This is a genomic window from Phocaeicola sp. GP0067 (assembly GCF_031119655.1).
Lineage (GTDB): Bacteria > Bacteroidota > Bacteroidia > Bacteroidales > Bacteroidaceae > Phocaeicola > Phocaeicola vulgatus.
This window is the reverse complement of sequence record NZ_JAVHZY010000009.1, coordinates 144845-164271: the sequence shown is the minus strand read 5'-3', so window position 1 is coordinate 164271 and position 19427 is coordinate 144845. Positions and strand designations below refer to the sequence as shown.

Below are 19427 nucleotides of genomic sequence, written 5' to 3'. Positions count from 1 at the left end.
GTTAAGCCTTGTCACGCCGATGGTACTGCGTCACAGTGGGAGAGTAGGTAGCCGCCGTTTTGATTGAAGCCTCCGGACTTGAAGAAGTTCCGGAGGCTTTTTTTGTATCCGCACGTGTGAAATGTGACCTCTACCGTTTTTTTCCCGTGGGTGTGGGTACCTTTCCCATGGAACTGTCCGGAAGGCTCCGCCATGTCTTTTCTCCGGCAGGGGCAGGTCCGGAAACCCTCACCGGGTACTTATGCCTTGGAATAGGGACTGGAAATAGAACAGGCAGGTCTGAAGGCCTGCCCTGATAGAGAACCGGGAGATGATTATAGAGTCTTTATGCAAGCTATCAGTTTGTCGACATCTTCTTCTGTTGTATCGAAAGAGGTAACAAGTCTCATTTCTCCTATGGTTTCGTTCCAAAAGTAGAAATGATAATATTCTTGTAGCTTATCTTCTTTTTCACGCGGCATGATGAAGAATAATTGGTTGCTCTCCACTGTTTGGGTAAACTTTATATCAGGCATTGTGGAAAGTTTCTTGTACAAGCGTTGCGCCATTGCGTTGGCATGTTGTGCGCATGTTAACCATAGGTTATCTTCAAGGAAGGCTGTGAACTGGCAAGAGATATAACGCATTTTGCTGGCCAATTGGCAAGATTGTTTTCTGGCATAACGTGCTTCCTTTATCAAATCCTGATTGAACATCACTACACATTCGGCTCCCATCAGTCCGTTCTTTGTTCCTCCCAAAGTCAATGTGTCAACTCCGCAAGCTCCTGATATATCATCAAGACTCATTCCCAATGCTGCCGCGGCATTAGAGATACGGGCACCGTCCATATGCACAAACAGTCCATGCCGGTGTGCAAATTCTGTCAATGCGCATATTTCTTCTGGTTTATAAATTGTTCCCAATTCACTACATTGACTTAGGTAAATTGCTCCGGGCTGAGAATGGTGTTCTATACCAAAGTTAACCATAAATGGTTTTAGTAATTCCGGAGTCAGTTTGCCATCCGGAGTAGGAATTGTGCGCATGAAACAGCCAGTCGCTTTACTGGGGGCACCACATTCATCTACAGCAATGTGAGCTGTGTCGGCACAGAAGATAATATGGTAAGGACGGGTCATTATTTGCAGCGCCATAGTATTACTGCCTGTGCCATTAAAAACAAACAGTGCTTCACATGGACGTGAAAATTGTTCTTTCACTTTGTGGGCGGCTTCTTCTGTCCATGGATCATCTCCATAGCCAAGTGCATGTCCGTTATTGGCCTTCATTAACGCTTCCATGATGCGGGGATGTACACTTGAATTATTGTCAGATGCAAAACTTCTCATATTCTTTTTCTATTTTACAATTTATTTGTAAAGGTAGGAGCTTTTTCAACAAAATGCAATGAAACATCATTGAAATAAATACGCAAAAGGAGCATCATGCAGATGTATTATACATGTAATGCTTTTATCTGATCTTTGTCATCGGAAAAATAACAAGGTAAAAGTATGATGAAAGCTCAGATGAAAGGCATTAGCCTTATGATAATTCTCTTGATGTTGGTATTGACCGTACAGGCGGCTGCTTTGAGAGGAACTGTAACAGATGAAGCGACTAAAGAGCCACTTATTGGTGCTGCTGTACAGTTAAGTGGTATAAATACAGGAACTATTACTGATGTGGATGGTAATTTCTAACTTGCGGGATTAAGAAATGGAACGTACAAGCTTATTATATCTTATGTGTCTTATTGTACACAGACTGTTGAGGTTACAATAAACGGTATGTTCGAAATAAAAGTAGAACTAGAACAGGATCATCAACAATTAGGAGAAGTTGTGGTTGTAGCGGATGCTAAAAAGAATACGGAGAATGCTATTATTACCCAACAACGTACCAGCTTGGTTATGCAAACGGGAGCTTCTGCCCAGCAGATTACCAAGACGCAAGATAAAGATGCTCCGGAAGTGATTCGCCGTGTACCGGGTATCAGTATGATTGAGGAGAAATTCGTTATGGTACGTGGGTTTTCACAACGGTATAATAATGTGTGGATTTATAATAGTGCCGTACCTAGTTCTGAAGCCGATGCGCGTGCTTTCTCTTTCGATATTATTCCATCGTCGCAGTTGGATAATATGTTGGTAGTGAAATCGCCTGCACTGGAATATCCGGCTGATTTCAGTGGTGGTTTTATTTTAGTGAATACCAAAGATGTTCCTAGCAGTAATTTGTTTACTATTTCGGTTGGAACTAGTTTAAATGATCAGACTCATTTAAAAAAAATTCTGTATAATAAAGGAAGTGGCACAGATTTTCTAGGTTTCGATAATGGCTTTTGTAGCTTGAAGGGTGGAATCAATGTTGTGCTTAGTCCGATGAACAATGGCTATGATTTATTAAATAATGGGTTAAACAATGACTGGACCGTTAAAGATCGTAGGCCCTTGGTAGATCTTAGCCTGAATATGAATTTCAGCCGTTGCTGGGTGGATAGTAGCGGACGTACTTTGGCTATGTTAGGAACAGTGAACTATATAAGACATATCTGGATATGGATAATAATTTGTTTGGTGCTTCGGTGTTAATTATATGCCGGATGCAGATAGCCCTGTGTTGACAGCCGCTTCATTTAATGACGCACTGTTGAGCAGCGGTTTTGAGACAGTAGAATATATCGGAGCGTTTGGAACAGATGATAATTGGTTGGATGGCTGGACTAATTTCGATCCTAATAATACAGACGACTAATACACCTTTGAATATACACACATAGCTGTTAATTTTAGGGGATTCTATGCGGTAAAGTCATAGAATTCCCTTATTTTTGTATCCAAACCTAGAAACTATTAATTAATACACCTATGTATCCATTTAAATTTAACCCCATTCTGAAATCCACCATTTGGGGTGGAGAAAAGATTATCCCGTTCAAACATCTGAATATTGAACAGCCTCAGGTTGGCGAAAGTTGGGAAATTTCTAATGTCCCAGGCGATGAGTCTGTTGTTGCTAATGGAACTGAAGCCGGCAAAAATTTGAGCCAGTTGGTAAAAGAATATAAAGGTTCTTTGGTAGGAGATAGTAATTATCAGCGTTTTGGCGATAATTTTCCCTTGTTGATCAAATTCATTGATGCTTGTGACGATCTCTCTATACAAGTGCATCCAGATGATGAACTGGCAAAGAAGCGTCATAATTCGATGGGCAAGACCGAAATGTGGTATGTTATTGACAATGCCGGGGGGAAAGCACATCTGCGTTCGGGATTAAGTAAAAAAATTACTCCCGATGAATATGCTGCAATGATTGCTGATAATACTATTTGTGATGCATTGGCTGATTATGCCGTACAACCGGGTGATGTGTTTTTCTTGCCTGCAGGACGTATCCATAGTATTGGAGCCGGATGCTTTATTGCTGAGATTCAGCAGACCTCGAATGTGACTTATCGAATTTATGATTTCAATCGTAAGGATAAAAATGGCAATACTCGTGAGTTGCATACAGAATTGTCAAAAGATGCCATAGATTATTCTGTAGAAGAGGATTATCGTACTCATTATACTCCGAAACAGAATGAATCTGTCGAGTTGGTTACCTGTCCGTATTTCACTACTTCTGTTTATGATTTGACTGAAAATATGACGATAGATTATAGTGAACTTGATTCATTTGTAATTTATATTTGCATGGAAGGTACATGTACGGTAACTGATGGGGATGGTAACTCATTGGAATTGCAAGCCGGTGAATCTATCCTTTTCCCTGCCACAACAAAAGAGGTGAAAGTGACTGTGGAAGGTCATGTTAAGTTCTTGGAAACTTATGTATAAAGATTCGTTTTGTTTTTGATAAAATAAACTGCTGCTTTCATTGTATGTATTGGAAACAGCAGTTTATTTTATTAAAAACAATGTTTCCTGTTTAAAAGGTAAACTTTAGGCATACAGGCTTATTGGTTTTTATTGTTTTGCCTGTGTCTTTCAGTAGCCCTGTTTGGGAATCTCTTTCAAATACTTGTATGGAGTTGCTGTCTCTGCAGGCCACCAACAGGTATCGTCCGTTCCGGCTGATAATAAAATTACGTGGATGGATACCAGTAAGCTGATAACCTGTCTTTGTTAATGTTCCTTCTTCCTGATTTATGGAGAAAATAGCGATACCGTCTGCTTTTAAGCGGTTGGATGCATACAGAAATTTTCCATCAGGTGAAATGTGAATATCTCCGCTACCTTTGGCACCCACTGTGTCAGCTTCTATATATTGTATGGTGTTTAATTTTCCTTTGTCGTAAGAGAAAGCTATAACTTTTCCTGAGATTTCATTAATCAAATAAGCGAATTTTTGGTTCGGATGGAAACAAATGTGGCGTGGTCCTGATCCTGATTCTACTTTTATATTAAATTCTTCGGATTCATTCAGCAAGGAATGGGATACACCATCAGTTACATTCTCACTAACAGGAAATACATGAATCTGGTCTGTACCTAAATCACTGGCAAGTAGATATTTATGGTCTGGAGTGAATTCTATACAATGTAAATGTGGCTGTGTTTGTCTCTCTTTGTCAAGACTATTTCCTGTAAAGGAAATAAGGCGTGTTTCGGATTTTAATTTGCCGTCTTTATCTAGTGGGAAAACGGTAATACTACCTCCCATATAATTTGCTGTCAAGACAAATTTTTCCGACGGGCTGAGAGTTATATAACAAGGTGCACCGCCGTCAGTGGGTTGAGAATTAAGCAAAGTTAGTCTCTTTTGTTCTTTATCGAATTTGATGGCATTGGCGGTAGAACTTTTTCCGGAATCCTCCCCTACAGCATATATTCTTTCTCCATCAGCCGACGGGATGAGGAAAGATGGGTTGGATATTCCTTTTATTCCGCTGATATATTGTGAGTTGCCATTTTGTTCATCAAAGTTATAAACCTTGATACCTTCTTCCTCCGGAGTTGCATAACTGCCTACCAACATATACATCATATTCGGATTTTCTTCAACTGTAATTGCTTCCGTTTGTTTCTTGGGAGAGGGTATACAGCCTCCCAGTATCATACTGCTCATACACAATACCATTAATTTTTTGTTCATATTGTCTGATCTGTTAGGATTAGAAAAATTATTTTCAAAGATACATTGTTCTCATTAAAATGCGCTAAATAAATGAATAAATAATTGGATATTAACAGAAGTGTGTGTATATTTGTAATCTCTTTATGAGTTACCAGTACGGGGTTGACTGGATTTGACAGCGTGGCTAAGTGGTATGTAAGCATGCAGTGCGTGGTTGATTGGCACTATAATCCCAGTTTTCAAAATTTTATCTGGCAACGAAAATTATGCTCTTGCTGCTTAATCGAATCATAGTAGATTAGCTTTATTTCTGCCAAAGTGGTGGAAACGAGACATCACTCAAAAGCTCTTGTTCCGAAGCGTTTGATCAAGTGGTGCAGTAAAATCGGGAATAGTTAGAGATCCGCCTCGTGTCTCTTACGAAAATTTAGAGGATAAGGTATAAGTTGGTGGCTTCGGTCCTGCTTATACTCGAAAATTTAGGCGAAGATAAGCATGTAGAAAGCGTATGGCTTCCTCGTTTGGACGAGGGTTCGACTCCCTCCAGCTCCACAAACTAAGAGTAATTCGTCCTTGGGTTTCCATAATCCAAGGACGAATTATTTTTTAGAAGAGTAATGTATGTAGCCTACTCATGTTTCTTTTCTGATTTGTGTAGAATACATTTTCTCTCTTTTTCTAAAGAAATTCTTGTTTTTCCATAAAAGACGCTTGTTTAAAGATGAATGCTATTTTATTGTTTAATGACTAATTCTATTACATAATCTATGTCATCAGGTACTTGAGGCAGTTTTATAAATATGCCGTCTTTCTCCTGTTTGAAAGAAAGTGGAGTTTTGGAAATGAACTGTATTGCTTTCTTTACTTTTGCCTTCAGAGGTATATAAAGTGCATCATCCTGCAAATCTAGTATATGGATGAATAAACGGTCACCTTTGCGAGTTGATACCCCCCATGTATGAGGAACTACATCACCACCACGGGTTCCATAAATCGTTTCTCCATATTGATTCATCCATTTACCCACCTGTTTTAGATGTTCTACAGCTGTAGCAGGTAATTCTCCGTTGGGTTGAGGTCCAATATTCATTAGCAAATTTGCATTTTTTCCAGCTGCCTTAACCAAATAGTGTATCAATTCTTTAGGGGATTTGTAATTTTGGTCTTCAATTCTGTAGCCCCACATTCCGTTCATTGTTTCACAAGTTTCTAAAGGGAGTTCACTTATTCCTTGTCCTGCTGAAAAACCGGCTTTGTTTTCACCGGGCAAATCACGTTCGAACATTTGGAAATCTTCTCCTGCATAAGGAGTTCGGTGATGATTGTTACCTATTAGACAGGATGGTTGCAGTTTATGAATTAATGCGTATTGTTCTTCCAGTTGCCAATTGAAGTTGGTAGGTTGATCCCAAATACCATCAAACCAAATGGCACCGACAGGACCATAGTTAGTCAAAAGTTCGGTCAGCTGTTTATTCATAAACTTGTAGTAACTTGCCCAGTTTCCATGTCCTTTGGGACGTCCTGTTCCATGTCCGGTGTTTCCTTCCGGATAGTCGTCACGAAACCAGTCCAAATGTGAATAATAAAAATGGAGTTTGATGCCTTGTTTTTGACATTCTTCTGCCAGTTCTTTTAGTATGTCTCGTTTGAAAGGGGTGGCATCTACGATATTAAAATCGGATTCTTTTGTATCAAACATTGAGAAACTGTCATGGTGTCTACTGGTAATACAGATATATTTGGCTCCGGAGGTTTTGATGGCAGAAACCCATTCGGCAGCATCGAAGCGCGAAGGATAGAATCCGGATGCCAGTTTGGCGTATTCATTACGGTTGATGTTGTGAGTGTTCATATACCATTCTCCTTGGGCGGTCATACTGTAAATGCCCCAATGAAGGAATATACCGAATTTATTATCTTGAAATTCCTGCCGTGCTTTTATATTTTCAGGAGTAGGTGTATAAATTTGATTGGAGGTTTGTGCGAAGGCTGAAGTTCCCGCCATCAATAACAAGGCTGCGCCTAATTTGATTTTTTGTGCTAATTTGTTTCTCATTGTTATTATAAATTTGTTTTGCGAAATATAGTTATACTCTTGGAATATTTAAAGCATTTTTTGAAAAATGTTGCACTGCGAATTGAATTTTAATGGATTCTAACTGGGGGTATGTAAAGAGTCTTTTTTGTTTATAAGGTATAAAAAGATGTTTTCTATTGTTTGGAAATTAATCATTCTATACCTTTGTGAAAGTAATATTGAATTTTATATGAGAGTAAAAGAAATTCCTATACTGCTTTTGACCGGTTATCTGGGCAGTGGAAAAACGACATTAGTGAACCATATTCTTTCTAATAAACGTGGTATTAAGTTTGCGGTTATTGTCAATGATATCGGTGAGGTGAATATTGATGCCGACCTCATACAGAGGGGGGGGATTGTAGGAAAGAAAGACGAAAGCTTGGTAGCACTTCAGAACGGTTGTATCTGTTGTACTTTAAAGATGGATTTGGTGGAGCAGATAGATGATATTATGAAGCAGGAGCGTTTTGATTACATTGTGATTGAGGCAAGTGGGGTTTGTGAACCAGCTCCTATCGCACAGACTATTTGTTCTATTTCAAGTATGGGGAATACGTACGGGGGATGTCGTTTGGATTGTATTGTGACTGTGGTAGATGCCTTGCGTCTGCAAAGTGAGTTTTCTTGTGGCAACGATTTGACCTGTAAGGGTATTGACGAAGAGGATATTGAAAATTTGATTATCCAACAGATTGAATTTTGTAATGTTGTATTGTTGAATAAGGCCTCGGAAGTGAAACGTGACGAATTGGAACGTATCAAACAGATTATCCGTACATTACAACCTGCAGCTGAAATAATAGAATGTGATTATGCTAATGCAGATTTGGATAAGATAATCTATACTGAAGCATTTGACTTTGAACGTACTGCCACTTCTGCCGGTTGGATACGTGGAATAGAGAGTGCCCTTACGGAAGAGCAGAAAAAAGAAGCGGAGGAGCATGAGCATCATCATCACGATGAGGAGCATGCACACCATCATCATCATGAAGGTAGTGAAGTGGATGAATATGGCATCAGTACTTTTGTGTATTATCGTCGTCCGGCTTTTGATATCCATAAATTTGATCGTTTTGTATCAACCCAGTGGAGTCGTAATATTATTCGAGCAAAAGGAGTCTGTTATTTCAGCAATAATCGTGATATGTCTTTTCTTTTTGAACAGGCCGGTGTGCAGAAAAAGTTGAAGGAAGCCGGTTTATGGTATGCTACGGCACCTGAAGAAGAACTGATAGAGGTAATGCGTCAGGAACCGGGCTTATTGCGGGATTGGGATGATAAATATGGAGATCGTATGCAGAAAATAGTTTTTATCGGGCGACATCTTGATAAAGAAGAGTTGATACGTGAACTTGATGAGTGTCTGGAATAGGTTCTCAAAAGAGGATATAATCTTTGGTATGATGGTATCTCATTATACCAAAGATTTTTTATCTTATTTTCTTACCTTATTTCCATTGATATACAGTTCTTTCAGTACTACATCCTTAGCTCCCGTAATTAAATTTCCCTTTTTCTCTACATTATTGAAACGGCTGTTTGTTACATGGATGTCTTCAATATTAACACGGTCATCATATCCGGTAATCAAGACTCCGTACTTACTTTTTTCACTGGTAACATTATCCAGATATACATGGCGTACTACAGGTGGGAAACTTCTGTCACATTTTTCACGGTTTTCATATTGCAGGTTGATTTTCAAAACGGCTTCGCGACATTCACCTACTTCTACATTACGCACATAAATATTTTCAATGACACCACCACGGCAGTTGTTGGTTTTGATGCGGATGACACGTTCTAGGTTCGGGCTGTCCATTTTGCAGTTTTCAACAAACAGGTTATTATATCCTCCCGAAATCTCACTGCCTACAACTACACCACCGTGTCCGTCTTTCATTTCGCAATTGCGTACAATGATATTTTCACTTGGTACATTCCATTTCCGTCCGTCAGCATTCCGTCCGCTTTTAATGGCAATGCAGTCGTCTCCAGTATCGAATATACAGTTTTCAATTAATACGTTCTTACTTGATTCCGGATCGCAGCCATCGCTATTGGGACCGTGACTGGAAACTTTAACCCCACGCACTGTTAGACTTTCACAAAATAAAGGATGGATAACCCAAAACGGAGAATTTTTCAATGTTACATTTTCTATTAAAATAGTGTTGCAACGATATAGATTGATAAGTTGGGGACGTAAACCGTCTTCAAAAGTCATTTGGCGCTTATCTATCGGGGCAAATGTTTCGGCGTACATCAGTAATTTGTCTCTGCCGCCATTTTTTTGAGCTGTCATCCCTTCCTTCCAGCCATAGTGTGGAGCACCACACATACTCCACCAGTTATCATTACTGGCCTGTCCGTCTATAATACCTTTACCGGTAATGCCTATGTTGCTTTCACCATAAGCATAAATTAATGGATGCAAATTGTAACAGTCTACTCCTTCCCAACGAGTGAGTACGGTTGGAGTATATAGATATTTCTCTGAAGAAAATTTTAGATAGGCACCTTCTTCCAAATGCAGATTTACATTACTTTTCAGTGTGATAGGACCTGTTAGAAATTCTCCGGGTGGAACTAATACAGTTCCTCCACCTGTCTGGCTGCATGTGAGGATAGCTAGATTGATTGCTTCATGGCAGAGTATTTCACCATTATTTCCTTCTTTGGCACCGAAATCTTTAATGTTGTACACACGATCGGGAAAAGAAGTCTTTTTGATTTGTTTTTCTATTTGCTCACTTTCTTTCCAAATCTCTTGTGGTATTTGTGCATGAGCAAGTCCAAAATATGCACATATACAAAGTACACTAACTAACTTTTTTACCATATCTTTGATGTTTAATAATTAATAATTTCATAGTTACCAAAAAATATCTACGATGCAATATTAAAGCATATAATTAGAAAATAAGTGGATTAATTGCCCATTATTGTGTAAATTCTAATAATAGAGGAATAACTGCTGCTACATTTTTATATTATTTGTATATTCGTACCTTAATAATCTGATATTATGAAATACATCACTTGTATATATTGATATCTGTTGGGGAATTCTTGTCGTGATAGGAGGTAGTATTTCTACTACCAAAGATAGTCTTCTGAATATTATAAGATATACAAGCGCAGGATTCCATTAATTCTTCTAGTCTGAAAAAATAATTTAGTGAACTACCTGTAAAGTATGGAGTAGATCAATTGAACTATGAAAATTACCGTTTGGAAACTAAGAACAGGAGTTTTTTAGTAATTAGACTTTTTATGGTACTTGTATTGGTGAAATTACCAAAAGGGGAAATGTTTATCTCCACCAATGAATTGCATTTGTCGCTAGTGATAGAGAGCCTGTTTGATAATACTAATAAATTTACAGATTCTGGATCTGTAACTCTTAAAATAAAGTTGGATAAGGCACAAAGTAAGTTACGAATTGAAGTAACCGATACCGGCTGTGGCATTCCTCCCGAAGAACGGGAGGAAATATTTCTGTGTTTGTCTGTATAACTTAGTGTGTGCCTTCTTCAATGTCACGCTTTCGTTTCAATGCTTCCAGGAAATAATAGTCTGCATAATTTAAAGGTACATCTATTTCTGTGCCATGAGGAATACTGCCCACTGAATGCATTAATAAAAAGTTACCATTTTTTCCAAGAGATGCCAGATAGTTTGGTGAGGCTAGAGAGGCCATAATACTGTCTGCATAGTTCTTATAACTGTTTGCATCAGGCACATCCATTGTACTAATTTCATAAAGTGCAGAAGCTATACAAGAAGCACTTGAAGCGTCTCGTGGTTCATTGGGAATATTGGGAGCATCCATATCCCAATAAGGAATCAAGTCTTTGGGAAGCCGGGGATGTGTTTTCATAAATTGGAAAGTCTTCAATGCCTGATTCAGATACTTTTTATCATGAGTTTCCCGGTAACACACAGTGTAACCATAAATCGCCCATGCTTGTCCACGACTCCAAGTCGATTCGTCTGCATATCCTTGGGCTGTTTGTCTATGCCGTACCATGCCGTCTGCCAAACTATAATCTATTACATGATAACAACTTCCGTTTGTACGGAAATGCTCTTTCAAAGTGCGGTCTGCATGGTTCACTGCTATATGATAAAAGGTGGAATCACCAGATAATTTAGTTGCTTCAAATAGTAACTCTAAATTCATCATATTATCTATTATGACCGGACATTCCCAACCGCGTTCCGATTGCCAGCCGCGGGTCACATCCCATGATTGGATAATTCCCGGCTTTTCACGGAAACGAGTAGCTAATGAACGTGCAGCTTCTATCATGACTTCTTTGTATCTGGGTACTTTAGTTGTTCGCCATCCATTGCCGAAACTACAATTTATCATGAAACCTACATCATGGTGCCAAGTCAGTTTTTTGGCTTCTTCTATGGCCGAAGTGTATTTATCAGCTAATGATAAGAGAGTAGTGTCGCCACTTAACTCATATAGATACCACACTGACCCAGGGAAAAAACCACTTCGCCAGTCGGCGTAGTCACAATAATAAATGGTACTGTCAGTTTTCAGTGTCACAGGGTTTATAAATTTCTCTGATTTTTCTATAATTTGTATTTCATTCCCGATTTGTGCACGTGCAAATGCTACATTTTTTTCTATAAAGGAATCTGTTCTGGCGGATTGTTTATTTTTCTCTGTGCAAGATCCCCATAAAGTAGAGCAAGCGAGTATTGTAATATAGAGGACTTTCTTCATAGTACTTATTTTTTTATAATTTGCTACGAAGATAATGATAAATTTGTTGAAGAGAAACTTTAAGGTATTCTTTTACTTTGAAAACAGATTGATTCTGCTTCCAAAGTAAAAGAATATTGATCATAGAAATACAATAATCATTTCAGTTATTATTCTTCTTTTTGTAACTGAACTTTTATAGTATTGCTGTATCACTTAATAGTTGATATACCCCACTTATAATTCCTAAAACGAATATGCCGGCTACACATACCAACAGACTGATGCGCATCGGAGTTGCTGTACGAAAATTGCCGATAGGGTCTTCATTAGGTGTGATGAACATGGCTTTTACAATCAATAAGTAATAATACAATGAAATGATTGTATTGACCAATGCGATAAATACAATAAGATAATATCCGCTATGGAATGCTGCCATGAATACAAAGAACTTACTGAAGAATCCGGCAAATGGCGGGATACCTGCCAATGAGAAAAGAGCAAGTGTCATGACCATAGTTAGTTTAGGGTTGGTCTTATAAAGTCCGTTATAATCTTCGCGCTCTATTTTACCGTGGGTATGTTGCTCAATGGTATTGATGACACCGAATACGGCGAGATTGGCGGCAATGTATACTACTATATAATATACTAGGGATGCCATGCCCTGCGGAGTTCCAGCCAGTACAGCCAACATTATGTAACCGGCTTGTGAAATACTGCTGAAGGCCATAAAGCGTTTCAGGTTGTTTTGGCGGATGGCGAACAGATTGGCTATAGTGATGGTGGCTACAATGATAATACATAGTATTTCACTCCATTGTTCAGTCATTGGTCCGAATACTTTCATTAAAATAATCATTAAAGCAAAAGCAGCTGCGCCTTTTGAAATAACGGATAGGTAGGCGCTTACTGTAGTCGGTGCACCTTGATAAGTATCTGCTGTCCACAGATGAAAAGGTACCAAGCTTAATTTGAAGGCCAGTCCGGAGAAGAAAAATACTAGTGCAAGAACTTGTAATGGAGTTCCTGTCAGTCCGGCAGGGATATCTTCAAAATATAAAGTACCTGCTGTCCCATAAATCATAGAAATGCCATAGAGGAAAATACCGCTGGAGAATAAAGCCGAAAGAATGAATTTAGCTCCGGCTTCGGCACTATGCCCTTTATATTTATCGAAAGCTACGAGACAAGCCATAGGAACGGTTGCCAATTCCAATCCAAGGAAGAATAGCAGGAAGTGCCCTGCGCTTACCATGAAATACATACCCAGCAAGGTACTGAGGGTAAGGATGTAGAATTCGCCTTGTTTATGACGGGTGTCTTCACGTTTTAGCCAAGTGTCTGCTTGCAGAAACACCAGTATGGTACCTATGGTCAGGATGCTTTTCAGAACAGACGCCATAGGGGTTGAGTGATACATGCCGCCAAATAAAGTCACCTCTTCCGGCCATAGGTTTGCTAAGAGTTGAATGGTCAGCAGGATACATGCCATGGGGCGTAACCAGTGACGTTGTGGAGCCGGTAAAAATAAATCTAACAGAAACATCAGAATAAAAACGGCTGTCAGACTCAGTTCGGCATGCATATGGAGTATTGCAGTTATGTCCATCATTGCTATTTTTTTAATTTTTAATTCTCAAATTTTAATTTAATAATTGACTTATGATTGGTTCTACACTGTTACTGATCAGATCGCTTATCCAGAATGGAGCCATTCCTAAACCTGCTACACAGGCGATGAGGCAGATAACGGCTACTCGTTCATCCCAGGTTGCGTCTGTGAGTTTCAGATGTTCGGGATTCAAAACTTTACCATAAAGAATTTTACCTACTACACGCAGGATATAGACTGCGGTAATGACGATACTTGTTGTTGCCACTAGGGTACATACGCGATGGAATGTATCATCATTTTGGAAAGAACCTACAAAGACCGTCATTTCAGCAACAAAACCACTTAGTCCCGGAAGTCCCAAATTAGCAAGACCAGCAATAACATAACCTACAGCCAGGAAAGGCATAATCTTCATCAAACCTCCCATTAATCGGACATCACGAGTGTGGGTACGTCCGTATATCATACCAATAAGGGCGAAGAACAAAGCGGTCATTAATCCGTGACTCAACATTTGGAGAATAGCACCCGTACAACTGGTGCGTGTCATCATCAGCAGGGCAAAGAGCACCAATCCGCAGTGGGATACGGAGGAATAGGCATTGATATATTTTAAGTCGGTTTGTACCACAGCACTGAATGCACCGTAAACTACAGAAATAGTGGTCAATATCAGGAATACATCTCCCCACATGGCTGCACCTTCAGGCATCAGGTACATAGCAACACGGAAGCATCCGTAACCTCCTAGTTTCATCAATACTCCAGCGTGAAGCATAGAAACAGCAGTCGGTGCAGAAGCATGACCATCGGGACTCCATGTATGGAAAGGGAACAAAGCTCCTAAGACTCCGAACCCCAAGAAGATAAGCGGGAAGAAGATGCGTTGCATTTCATGAGGTATATGCAGTTTGGCGATTTCCAGCAAGTTCATAGTTTCACCGCCTGCACCATAAAAAATACCGAGAATTCCGATCAGTAGAAATGCAGAACCACCCATTAACATTAATGTAAGTTTCATGGCGGCATATTCTTTACGTCCGCTTCCCCATACACCGATGAGCAGATACATTGGAATTAAGGCTACTTCATAAAACATGAACATGGTGAACAGGTCTGTTGAAACGAAGAATCCGAATACCCCTACACTCAATAGAGTGAACCACATGAAATATTCTTTTGTCAATGGTTGTAACTTCCACGATGCAAAAGTACCGGTGAATACAATAATGGAACTAAGTAGCAACATTGCTACTGATATACCGTCTACTCCTACTGAGTAACATATATGGAGTGGTGCATACCAAACTGTGCTGGCTGTGAACAGCATCTCTCCTGTAGCACCGGCTTGGCGTAGTTCGATATAATCAATGGTGAGGTAAACGGATAATGCCAATAATATGGAAGATCCGACAACCATCACTCCGCGAACTTGATTGACGCTGCGCGAAGCCCAAAGGCTCGCGAGCATCAACAAGGGAACTATAATGAAAAAACTTAGTATGTTCATCTTTTTAAATTAAAAATTAAAAAATGGCCATGCGGCGGATTTTTTATTATTCATTAAATTAATAGTATCAGCGTCAATATCAATGCACCTGCAAGGAACCAAATACTGTACTGCTGTACGTTTCCACTTTGCATGTCACGTATTTCATCGGCGGTAGCATGAGTACTCCACGCAGTGAAGTTAAAGAATTGATCGATAACGTGCCGGTCCCACCAGGCTATCGGAGTACTGATGCACCGGAAGATGATTTTCTTGGTTACGAACAACCATATCTCATCCATATAGAAACGGTGGTAAGCTGCTGTGTGCAAACGTGGGAATGTGCGCGCCAGATAGTTGGCTACGGGTTGTCTCTTACCTGCATACATCCATGTAGCTAAAGCGATGGATGCTATAGCAATAATGATACTTGTAGCAGCTATCTGCATATCCAGATGAATGGTATAGGCTTCTCCGTTACTACTGATCAGATTGCCGAAAGGTATGAATCCGGCAATACAGGTGATAGCGGCTAAAAACATCAGCGGGAATGTCATGGTAAGTGGAGCCTCATGCGGAGTATGTGCATCAGGTCCGGATTCGTGGGAGTGTCCTTTCCATTCTCCATTCCAGAAAATACAATAATAAAGGCGGAACATATAAAATGCTGTCATGGCGGCAATGCCTGTCATTATCCATCCCATAACAGGATTGAATTGGAAGCAGGCAGTCAGAATTTCGTCTTTAGAGAAAAAACCTGAGAATGGCCAGATACCCGAGATAGCCAGACAAGCAATCAGGAATGTCCAATGGGTGACGGGCATGAATTTATGAAGTCCTCCCATGGCGCTCATCTCGTTACTGTGTACGGCATGAATGATACATCCGGCTCCTAAGAACAGCAATGCCTTGAACATGGCATGTGTGAACAGGTGGAACATGGATGCCATGTAGCCTAGTCCTCCTTCATGAGGATTCATAGAAGTACAAACGCCTAATGCGACAATCATAAATCCAATTTGAGATATAGTGGAGAAGGCGAGCACACGTTTGATATCGCTTTGTGCACACGCCACACTAGCGGCGTAGAATGCAGTGAACGCACCGATATAAGCTATCCAGTGCAGCACTTCGGGCGCATATCCTATAAACAACGGGAACATACGGGCTACCAGATATACACCGGCTACTACCATGGTAGCAGCATGGATTAATGCACTGACAGGAGTAGGACCTTCCATAGCATCCGGTAACCAGATGTGCAATGGAAACATCGCACTTTTACCGGCACCACCGATAAACATTAGCCCCAAGGCCAATGGTATCATACTTCCGGCAACTGCAAGTACCTGAAGTTGGGGGGTGAACGAGAATGTTTCGGCATAATAGCCGTAAATCAAGATACCGATCAGAAAGCCTAAATCAGCGAAACGGGTAACAATAAATGCTTTTTTACTGGCAGCAATCGCTTCTTTCTTGGTGTAATAAAAGCCGATAAGTAGATAAGAAGAAACACCTACCAGTTCCCAAAAGACATACATCTGGAAAATATTAGTTGCTACTACGAGCCCCAACATGGACATGGTAAACAGGCTAAGAAATGCGTAGTAACGTTGAAAGCCTTTTTCACCTTTCATATATCCGAATGAATAGATATGTACCATCAGACTGACGGTGGAAATAACGACTAGCATCATAACTGAAATAGGGTCAAGCATGATTCCCATGTCAATATGCAGGTTCGTTGTGAAAGGTAACCATTCAAAATTATAAGGTGTGAGAGTAGGATAGACGCCTTCTGCCGTACGCCCTCCTGCAAAATAATTGAAGGCAGTGAGGTAGGAAAGCAACGTCACCCCTGCCAGTGAAACGGTGCCGATGGTCCCTGCCAATCCGTTCTTCATACGCATACCTGCCAGCCCCAGTATCAGGAAACTGAGGAAAGGTAGGATAAGGATTAGTATTGTATGTTCCATAATTAGTTTTTCATTTCATTTAAGTTCTTCACTTGGATATTGCGTACATTGCGGTAGATATTGATAATGATAGCAATAGCTACTGCTGTTTCAGCCGCACTCACGCCGATAGCGAACAGGGCGAAAAAAAAGCCTTCCAGTTCTTCGGGAAAGAGGTATCGGTTGAATACGGCGAAGTTGATGTCTACCGAATTCAGTATCAGTTCCACACTGATGAGCATGGCCAATAAATTGCGGCGGGTGAAGAAACCATAGATTCCCGCAAACATCATAAAGGTGGAAACCACCAGATAATATTCCATGTGTACCATAAGTTCTATCTTTTTCTAGCGATTAGGATTCCTCCTACGATGCAAGCGAGTAATAACACGCTGATTACTTCGAAAGGAAGGATATATTGATATTTTTCCATGCCCATCAGTGCATGACCGATCGTGCGTACATCCAGTTCACCATGAACAAAATGAGAGGGCAAGAATTCGTTCTTCAGCATGACGAACAGACAGATAGCCAGTCCTGCTATAGTAGAAATAGCTCCGGCCACCATCTTTCCATTTTTTAATCTCTCTGCTTTGTCTCCCTGTGAAGAGGTCAATAAGATACTAAATACATAAAGCACTGTTATACCACCGGCGTAAATCAGTAATTGTACAGCTCCCAAGAATGAGTAGTTGAGTTGGAAGTAAATACCTGCTGTACCAAATAAAACGAACAGCAGATAAGTTGCTGCACGCAAGATACGTGAGGTCGTGACTGCCAATACCGAACAGACAGCGATAAACAACGCCAGTACAATGAATACAATTAGTTGTAGTGTCATAATATCGTTTGTTTTTTATTTTTTGTTCAGAGTGAGAACTAGTTTGCTGCGGTCGAATACAGCATTTTCGAATTCTGTATCGAACCGAATGGCATCGTGTGGACAAGCGTTCACACAAAGCTGACAGAACATACAGGCTCCCAGGTCGTACTCATACTTTACCAATATTTTCTTTTTCTTGCCTGTTTCTTCGTTGGTCACAGATTCGCTGGTAATGGTGATTGTATCATTGGGGCAAGCCATCTGGCAAAGTCCGCAAGCAATACATTTGTTATTACCATTCTCATCAACCGGCATGATAAGCCGTCCTCGGAAACGGGGCGATATTTTTAATGTGGCACGGTTTTCGGGATATTGTTCAGTGACTTTAGGAGTGAAGAACTCTCGTCCTGTCACTTTCATGCCGGTAAGTAATGTACCGATGCCATGAAGCAGCCCTTTTATATAGGAATGTTTTTCTTCTTTCATCAGAAATGTAATTTAAATACAACAATAATTACCATCAACAACAGGTTGCACAAACCTATTGGAACCAAGTACTTCCATTCCAGCGTTAGAATTTGGTCAATACGCAGACGGGGAAATGTCCATTTGATCCACATTAGTAACCATACTACAAAGAATGACTTGCCAAAGAACCAAATAAATCCGGGTATATAATCCATGATGGCATTGAATCCGTCTAGCCCAGGAATATGTAGCGGCATCCATCCTCCCAGGAAGATGGTTGTGGCTACTGCGGCGATGATAAACAAGTTTACAAATTCTGCCACATAGAACAGGCCGAAGTGCATACCGGAATATTCGGTATGATATCCCGCAGTCAGTTCACTTTCTGCTTCAGGCAAGTCAAACGGGCCGCGGTTGACTTCTGCATTTCCGGCTATCAGATAAATGATAAAAGCGATCAATGCAGGTATATGTCCTTTAAAAAGGAACCAGCCGTCAGCTTGGCGTTCTACAATTTCGCTTAGTTGCATGGTATCTGTTAAGATTACAATGGTAAGGATGCTTAATCCTACAGATAATTCATAACTAATCATTTGAGCGCCACTTCGCATGGCTCCGATTAATGAATATTTGTTATTGGAACTCCAACCTGCCAGCAAAATACCTACCACACCGATACTGGATGCTGCCAATAAGAAGAAAATACCTACATTGAAATCAAGGACCTCCATGCCCTTGTTGATGGGTAGGCAACTGAAAGCCATGATAGAGGCGAGGATAACAATGTAAGGTGCCAAATTGTACAGGAACTTGTCAGCATGCCGGATGGTGATAATTTCCTTGATCAACATCTTGAATACATCGGCAAACACCTGTATGGTACCTTGGGGACCTACACGCATTGGCCCCAAGCGGCATTGGAAAGCGGCGCACACTTTACGTTCCATGAAAATCATAATGATAGCAATAACTGCATATGCCAACATGATACATACGCCAATTACTATACATTCTATGAGCACTGCCAGTTCTTCAGGCATAAATGACGTGAGCAGTGAGTGTACCCATTGGGTGACTATACTAAAATCGAACATAATTTAATAATGTGTCAATTTGCTAATTTGCCAATAGGCAAACTTGTAATTATTTAATTTGTTAATTCTCAGTCTGATAAATAGTGCATTCTCCAAATTGT

16 protein-coding genes, 1 other RNA gene and 1 pseudogene are annotated in these 19427 nt (G+C 40.2%); 6 read left to right on the top strand and 12 right to left on the bottom strand.

What is annotated here, in order from left to right; translation table 11 throughout:
- Positions 1–314 precede the first annotated feature (314 nt).
- Positions 315–1331 carry a low specificity L-threonine aldolase gene (locus tag RE317_RS09680; RefSeq protein WP_008669567.1) on the bottom strand — a complete coding sequence of 339 codons (1017 nt, stop codon included), beginning with the start codon at positions 1329–1331 and terminating at the stop codon, positions 315–317.
- 165 nt (positions 1332–1496) lie between these two features.
- Between RE317_RS09680 and RE317_RS09675 the strand changes: the two are divergent.
- From RE317_RS09675 to RE317_RS09665, 3 genes and pseudogenes are all read left to right on the top strand, one after another.
- Positions 1497–2566 (top strand): annotated as a pseudogene (locus tag RE317_RS09675) (carboxypeptidase-like regulatory domain-containing protein); the annotation flags it as partial.
- A 14-nt stretch (positions 2567–2580) separates the two neighbouring features.
- Positions 2581–2739, top strand: coding sequence for a hypothetical protein (locus tag RE317_RS09670; RefSeq protein ID WP_303266236.1), 159 nt, complete (start codon positions 2581–2583; stop codon positions 2737–2739).
- A 113-nt stretch (positions 2740–2852) separates the two neighbouring features.
- A complete protein-coding gene (locus RE317_RS09665; protein ID WP_016271028.1) occupies positions 2853–3824 on the top strand; it encodes a type I phosphomannose isomerase catalytic subunit in 972 nt (323 codons plus the stop codon).
- Between the two features lie 91 nt (positions 3825–3915).
- On the opposite strand, the gene RE317_RS09660 is transcribed toward RE317_RS09665, so the two are convergent.
- Positions 3916–5082 (bottom strand): lactonase family protein, encoded by a 1167-nt coding sequence (locus RE317_RS09660; protein WP_057280081.1) that lies wholly within the window; start codon positions 5080–5082, stop codon positions 3916–3918.
- A gap of 140 nt (positions 5083–5222) precedes the next feature.
- Between RE317_RS09660 and ssrA the strand changes: the two genes are divergently transcribed.
- Positions 5223–5619: a transfer-messenger RNA gene (gene ssrA, locus RE317_RS09655) on the top strand.
- 178 nt (positions 5620–5797) lie between these two features.
- On the opposite strand, the gene RE317_RS09650 is transcribed toward ssrA, so the two are convergent.
- On the bottom strand, positions 5798–7123 hold the full coding sequence (locus RE317_RS09650) for an alpha-L-fucosidase (RefSeq protein ID WP_005842890.1): 1326 nt from the start codon (positions 7121–7123) through the stop codon (positions 5798–5800).
- 148 nt (positions 7124–7271) lie between these two features.
- On the opposite strand from RE317_RS09650, the gene RE317_RS09645 reads away from it, so the two are divergent.
- On the top strand, positions 7272–8522 hold the full coding sequence (locus RE317_RS09645) for a GTP-binding protein (RefSeq protein ID WP_032952779.1): 1251 nt from the start codon (positions 7272–7274) through the stop codon (positions 8520–8522).
- A gap of 63 nt (positions 8523–8585) precedes the next feature.
- On the opposite strand, the gene RE317_RS09640 is transcribed toward RE317_RS09645, so the two are convergent.
- A complete protein-coding gene (locus RE317_RS09640; protein ID WP_117814768.1) occupies positions 8586–9992 on the bottom strand; it encodes a glycoside hydrolase family 28 protein in 1407 nt (468 codons plus the stop codon).
- A 434-nt stretch (positions 9993–10426) separates the two neighbouring features.
- Here RE317_RS09640 and RE317_RS09635 point away from each other — a divergent pair, with 434 nt between their 5' ends.
- The gene (locus RE317_RS09635; RefSeq protein WP_005849262.1) at positions 10427–10669 is read left to right on the top strand and encodes a HAMP domain-containing sensor histidine kinase; all 243 of its coding nucleotides are present in this window, start codon (positions 10427–10429) and stop codon (positions 10667–10669) included.
- 1 nt (position 10670) lies between these two features.
- On the opposite strand, the gene RE317_RS09630 is transcribed toward RE317_RS09635, so the two are convergent.
- The 8 genes from RE317_RS09630 to nuoH all read right to left on the bottom strand — a co-directional run bounded on the left by RE317_RS09630 (position 10671) and on the right by nuoH (position 19326).
- Positions 10671–11897, bottom strand: a complete 1227-nt coding sequence (locus RE317_RS09630) for a glycoside hydrolase family 88 protein (protein WP_022508347.1) — start codon at positions 11895–11897, stop codon at positions 10671–10673.
- Positions 11898–12072: 175 nt separating this feature from the next.
- A complete protein-coding gene (locus RE317_RS09625) occupies positions 12073–13494 on the bottom strand; it encodes an NADH-quinone oxidoreductase subunit N (RefSeq protein WP_005849259.1) in 1422 nt (473 codons plus the stop codon).
- Positions 13495–13525: 31 nt separating this feature from the next.
- Entirely contained in the window at positions 13526–15007 is a 1482-nt protein-coding gene (locus RE317_RS09620) for a NuoM family protein (protein WP_005842878.1), read from the bottom strand.
- Between the two features lie 53 nt (positions 15008–15060).
- Positions 15061–16962, bottom strand: a complete 1902-nt coding sequence (gene nuoL, locus RE317_RS09615) for an NADH-quinone oxidoreductase subunit L (RefSeq protein WP_117677745.1) — start codon at positions 16960–16962, stop codon at positions 15061–15063.
- Between the two features lie 2 nt (positions 16963–16964).
- Complete coding sequence (gene nuoK, locus RE317_RS09610) at positions 16965–17273, bottom strand: NADH-quinone oxidoreductase subunit NuoK (RefSeq protein WP_005842874.1); 309 nt, start codon at positions 17271–17273, stop codon at positions 16965–16967.
- A 5-nt stretch (positions 17274–17278) separates the two neighbouring features.
- Positions 17279–17782 carry an NADH-quinone oxidoreductase subunit J gene (locus RE317_RS09605; RefSeq protein ID WP_005842872.1) on the bottom strand — a complete coding sequence of 168 codons (504 nt, stop codon included), beginning with the start codon at positions 17780–17782 and terminating at the stop codon, positions 17279–17281.
- 15 nt (positions 17783–17797) lie between these two features.
- Positions 17798–18250: an NADH-quinone oxidoreductase subunit I gene (locus RE317_RS09600; RefSeq protein ID WP_005842869.1), complete on the bottom strand. Its 453-nt coding sequence runs from the start codon at positions 18248–18250 to the stop codon at positions 17798–17800.
- Positions 18250–19326, bottom strand: a complete 1077-nt coding sequence (gene nuoH / locus RE317_RS09595) for an NADH-quinone oxidoreductase subunit NuoH (protein WP_005849254.1) — start codon at positions 19324–19326, stop codon at positions 18250–18252. Before nuoH ends, RE317_RS09600 begins: the two co-directional genes overlap by 1 nt.
- Positions 19327–19427 lie beyond the last annotated feature (101 nt).